The following is a 4,917-nucleotide window of genomic DNA, read 5'->3' on the forward strand; positions in this document are numbered from 1 at the left end:
ATCCCATACTCCGTTGTATGGAGGTAACGTACAGTTTGAAGAATTAACCTGAGTAGTTTCTGCTAATGCATCTTGTGAAAATCCAAATAATATCACACTAAATAGTGCTGCAAATAATGCAATGTTTTTGCCCCTACTGCCCAAGATTTTATTTTTTAGATTAAAGGCCTATAAAAAATGGATCATACTTTCGGAAATTAATTAATCTAAGATAAATCTTAGATTTTTCTTAGAATTAATCTTAACAGTTCCGCACCAAGATGATTGTATTCAAGACTTTCTTTGCTTGTCTTTAGTAACTACTGCAGTACCAGATGCTTTTGCAACCAATACTGGTGGCTCTAAAACATCGCATGCACTCTCATGCTGGGCATCTTTTGCTGCAGTGATTATCTTGTATGCCTCAAAGGCAATTTTACAACTAGTATTTCCAATGTTAGTTATCTTTCCTGTAACTTCTAGAAAATCTCCACCATATACGGGTGCTAAAAACTCGACATTATCATATGCGCGAAGCAATCCTTCATCCCCATCTAATCGAATAGTTAGTTCTGTTGCCACATCACCAAATAGATTCATTATTCTTGCACCATCTACTAGATTTCCAGCATAATGTGCATCATGTGCACTCATTCTTACTCGCAGTTTTACTTCTAGATTCTCAGGTGCCATTAGCTTTCTACTTTCCGAGTTATCCTATCAAAGACACAGCTAGCTGTAAGGTCTCCTGTAACATTGACCATCGTTCTAATCATATCTAAGATTCTATCAACTGAAATCAAAAGTAAGATTCCAACTGGAGGAATGCCAACTGTAATCAAAATTGTAGATAATACAATGACGCCAGCTCCTGGAACTGCAGGTGTTCCAATAGATGCCAAAAGAGATGTGATTATAATTACTAAAATGGATATGATGCTTAGCTCAATTGCAAAGAGCTGTGCCAAAAAGAAGACAGCAATTACTTGGTATAATGCAGTACCATCCATGTTTACTGTAGTTCCAAGTGGAATTACAAATTTTGAAACACGATTGTCTATCTTGAGATCCTCTTCTGCAGTCTTGAGCGTTACTGGCATTGTAGCCATCGAGCTTGCAGTAGAAAATGCCAGAGTTTGCGGGTTGCGGAATTTTGAGAATGTAGCAGATATTGATCTTTTTGCAACAAACTTTAAGATCATAGAATATACTAGCAGCATAACTCCAAGACCTGCAATTACAGTTCCCATGTAAACTCCCAGTCCGCCCATTGTTTCTATTCCGACTTTGGCCACCATTCCAACTATCAGACCAAAGACTGCAAACGGGACAATCTTCATTGAGATTAGTAAAATGTGTAGTGTGATTTTTTGAATTGATTCAAGTAAATCAAGTAATGGCTGGACTGATTCTTTTGGAAGAACAGTCATTGATAGTCCAACAATTAATGCCATAACCAAGATGCTAAACATCTGCCCTTCAAGGTAGGACGCAATTGGATTTCTAGGGATGATATTTGATACTGCATTAGGAATATCATCAAATGAGAATCCGTCTGTTACCTTCAAGTCATCTTCAGAAAGTTCATGTGTCTCTTGGAGTGCAGTAAGATCCAGTATGCTTCCAGGCGCAATAATTGTTGCAAGTGTAATTGCTACAAGTATTGCTATAGTCGTAGTAATTACAAAATAAATTCCAATTCCAAATCCCAGAGTTTTGATTTTCTCTTTTGCACCCAGATTGGCAATAGCTACTACAATTGATGCAAAGATTAGCGGAACAATAATCATCAAAATTACACTTAAGAAAATATTTGCTGGAATTTTCAGATAAGATGAAAGAGAGTCCAGAGTATCATTATCTAGGCCAACTCCAACATCATCGCCTAGAATTAATCCAACTCCCAGTCCTACTATTAGAGAAATGACAACTTGGAGCCACAAATTTTTGTAGATATAACTTTGAACAGTCATTTTACTCGGTAATCTAATGCCCCCAGTGAAGAATCATCTATCTCTTCCATAAAAGCAATTAGAGGCGCAGGCTAATTATTAAAGCCGCAAGTATCGCAGTTGAATTTTTTCTTTTTAGGATGTGCTTTTGTTATATGCTTGAGTGTTCGCTCTGGATCATCAAACTTCATCTTGCACACAGGGCAGATATTGCTAATTACAACTTGTTTTTTGCGTGAGAAAAGGCCCATGTTTTTTCAGAAAAAATATACCATAAAACAGTTTACCTAATTTTTGTTATCTGTAACGTGCAGCAAAAGTGTCAGTATCATTTCCTGTCACATCATCTTTGAATTGTTTTGAGATTACCTTGCCATATGCAGCAATATCACGCCCAAGTGTTTTGATTCTAGATTTTACTTGCTCAGATGGATTGCCATTTGAATCAAAATCAAGATCAGAATTAACTGATACACCATATGGCATGCTCCATCCATAACATTGTCTAACTGCAGTTCTCATTTGGTCCATTACTGTCAGTCCTTTTTCATGTGAAGCACAGACATATCCAAACGTCTTTCCTGCAAACTCTGTCCAAAAGTAATCCAAGAAATTCTTCATAGTACCAGACATTGAACCGTGATAGTCAGGGGACGCAAGAATGTATGCATCTGCCCACTTTACATCATCTGTAACCTTATCTAATTCTGGAGAAGAGATTCCTTCTGGAGAGTATAGCGGTAATTTTGTATCCTTTAGACTTAACAGTCTAGTCTCTGCTCCATGTTGTTTTGCAGAGTCTAGTGCGTCTTGTAGTATTTTGGTGCTGTATGATACATTTCTCATACTAGATGCTACGCCTAAGACATTAAGTGACATCAATTAGCTTTGAAGTATTGATGAATTTATAGCATGAGGTTTATGTCCAATTGACGTTATTCTATTGAGAAAAAATCTGGACACTAGAATTTCATTTGTTTTTTCTTTAAATTTTATAGATTGAGAAAAAATTACAATGAAAATCAAAAGCATTCCTAAACTTGCAATCTCTCTGATAATACCTCAGCTTGCAGGCTTTATTGGTTCAAATTTTACAACAGACTCTATTTCATCTTGGTATGAAACACTGGCAAAGCCAGAGTTTACACCTCCAAACTATGTTTTTGGACCAGTTTGGATTACACTTTACTTTCTAATTGGCGTTTCTTTGTATCTTGTTTGGACTAGTGAGAAACGAAAATCAGGTAAGCTCTTGGTCATTTTTGGCGTGCAGATGTTTTTGAATGCAATATGGTCAATTGCCTTCTTTGGATTACAGTCACCGATATTGGGTCTTGCAATAATCATTCCACTCTTAGGCTCAATTGCACTAATGATTGGAACATTTTGGAGAGCATCAAGGCCGGCATCATATGTGCTGATACCTTACATTGTATGGGTTAGCATTGCCACATACCTCAACTACAACATATGGGTTTTGAATTAGATTGGTTTGAGGCAACACACATCTGATAAACTATGCCAAACTATGCCAAAAAAAATTTTTTGATGATACACTCAGTTTAAATCCTTGAATAACTAAATTGGTTGAGCATGACGCTAGTCCATGAAAAAAAGGGCGGCCCATACAACAAAGAAGACCAAGAGGCAAGGCGTACTGAAGTTGCACGGCTTCACTTTGAGTTAGGATACTCTGCAAGAAAGATTGCAGATATGATGCAGGTTAGTCGTAATACCATTAATTCTGATGTAAAGCATCATTATGGACTCATAAAAGAAGAGATACGCTCAAACAAAGAAGATTATGTGATACAGCAGCTAGGAAGACTAGAAGCTCAAAGGGCAAGGGTTGCAGAAAAGATTGCAGATAGTACTGATAGCTTAAAGTTTGAGCGAATGTTATTTGAGATTGATTCAAAAATTGAAGTTATTTTAGGTAAGATTCCTCAGGACATTACAAAGATAGATGAATCTATAGTAAGGGATACTGCAATATTTTTGGCAATAAAATTAGCAGACAGGAACACTGTAACTGAGAGGCAGATAATAAGTGAGATACTACACATGCAGCAATGCACCTATCAAGAGGCAGTAGATATTTTCTCAAAAATGTGCTCACTTGGTTTGAGTATGTGTAGGGAAAGTTTGGTAACTGAAGAAATTTATCATTTGGGAAAGTTTCTATTATTGCGAAATTATATGGGAGTAAACAGTGAACTGTACAAACGAATTCATGGAAATGAAAGTGCCGGAAAGCTAATCTCTGCAATTATTGAAGAAAAGCTAATTGATGTTGATGAACAAAAATTTAGGAATGGTTTAGAAAACATTAGTGTGTTTTTTGGTCCTAAACTAGAGATAATCTAGAGTACGGTAAGATATTTTCATAGAAATGGCCATATGCGATGTAATTGGGATTAATTTTATTATTAAAAAATAATGCAAAACCAGATAATTAAGTTATTAATGTGAAACATACATGTTTAAGCATGAAAACATTTTTTTTAAATCAATTTTTTAAACGGTAGAACCATGTCTTACCATATTTTTGTGCCGGTTGATCTTTTGAAACATATTCTTGAGGATATGAAAAGACAGCTCTACTCGAATCAGGATGTTCTAAAAGGAATATCAAAGATCCCAAAGCCATTGGTTTAGAACCTAATGGAGCTATAGTCAAAAGATAGCCAGGATGTTCTTTAAGAATGGTTTCCAAAACTTCGTATGTTTCAAAAGGATCGCTTGCAGAAGCACGTTTAATTGCTTTTTTGCAACCTGATTGAAATAAAAAATCTCTGTTTAGAATAATACTTTGGTCCTTATAGTCTAAAAGGTATGAAGGAAATCCATTGATTGTTATTGTTTTATACGGAGTAATTTCATTTAAAATTTCTAAAGATCTGTTTCCTTCAAATCCAAGAAGGATTACAAGCAATTCTTTTTTTCCTTCATGGGAACCAAATCCAGGAATTTCTCCCACCTTTCC

Annotated in this window: 7 protein-coding genes; 2 read left to right on the forward strand and 5 right to left on the reverse strand. The window is 35.9% G+C overall.

Translation table 11 applies throughout. The annotated features are described in order from the left end of the window. Positions 1 to 270: 270 nt before the first annotated feature. From C6988_RS10335 to C6988_RS10350, 4 genes are all read right to left on the reverse strand, one after another. A complete protein-coding gene (locus C6988_RS10335) occupies positions 271 to 672 on the reverse strand; it encodes a 3-aminobutyryl-CoA ammonia lyase (protein WP_182135306.1) in 402 nt (133 codons plus the stop codon). Continuing rightward, positions 672 to 1,952 carry a dicarboxylate/amino acid:cation symporter gene (locus C6988_RS10340; RefSeq protein WP_182135308.1) on the reverse strand — a complete coding sequence of 427 codons (1,281 nt, stop codon included), beginning with the start codon at positions 1,950 to 1,952 and terminating at the stop codon, positions 672 to 674. The genes C6988_RS10335 and C6988_RS10340 overlap by 1 nt, the downstream gene beginning before the upstream one ends. A gap of 71 nt (positions 1,953 to 2,023) precedes the next feature. Then, entirely contained in the window at positions 2,024 to 2,182 is a 159-nt protein-coding gene (locus C6988_RS10345) for a hypothetical protein (RefSeq protein ID WP_182135310.1), read from the reverse strand. Positions 2,183 to 2,228: 46 nt separating this feature from the next. Continuing rightward, complete coding sequence (locus C6988_RS10350) at positions 2,229 to 2,810, reverse strand: NADPH-dependent FMN reductase (RefSeq protein WP_182135312.1); 582 nt, start codon at positions 2,808 to 2,810, stop codon at positions 2,229 to 2,231. Between the two features lie 136 nt (positions 2,811 to 2,946). Between C6988_RS10350 and C6988_RS10355 the strand changes: the two genes are divergently transcribed. Both C6988_RS10355 and C6988_RS10360 read left to right on the forward strand, forming a co-directional pair. Continuing rightward, positions 2,947 to 3,417: a TspO/MBR family protein gene (locus tag C6988_RS10355; protein ID WP_182135314.1), complete on the forward strand. Its 471-nt coding sequence runs from the start codon at positions 2,947 to 2,949 to the stop codon at positions 3,415 to 3,417. Between the two features lie 107 nt (positions 3,418 to 3,524). After that, positions 3,525 to 4,298 carry a hypothetical protein gene (locus C6988_RS10360; protein WP_182135316.1) on the forward strand — a complete coding sequence of 258 codons (774 nt, stop codon included), beginning with the start codon at positions 3,525 to 3,527 and terminating at the stop codon, positions 4,296 to 4,298. A gap of 142 nt (positions 4,299 to 4,440) precedes the next feature. On the opposite strand, the gene C6988_RS10365 is transcribed toward C6988_RS10360, so the two are convergent. After that, the coding region (locus C6988_RS10365; protein ID WP_182135318.1) for a hypothetical protein at positions 4,441 to 4,917 on the reverse strand (477 nt) is incomplete at its 5' end.

The sequence above is a fragment of the Nitrosopumilus sp. b1 genome, assembly GCF_014078545.1.
Taxonomy (GTDB): Archaea; Thermoproteota; Nitrososphaeria; order Nitrososphaerales; family Nitrosopumilaceae; genus PXYB01.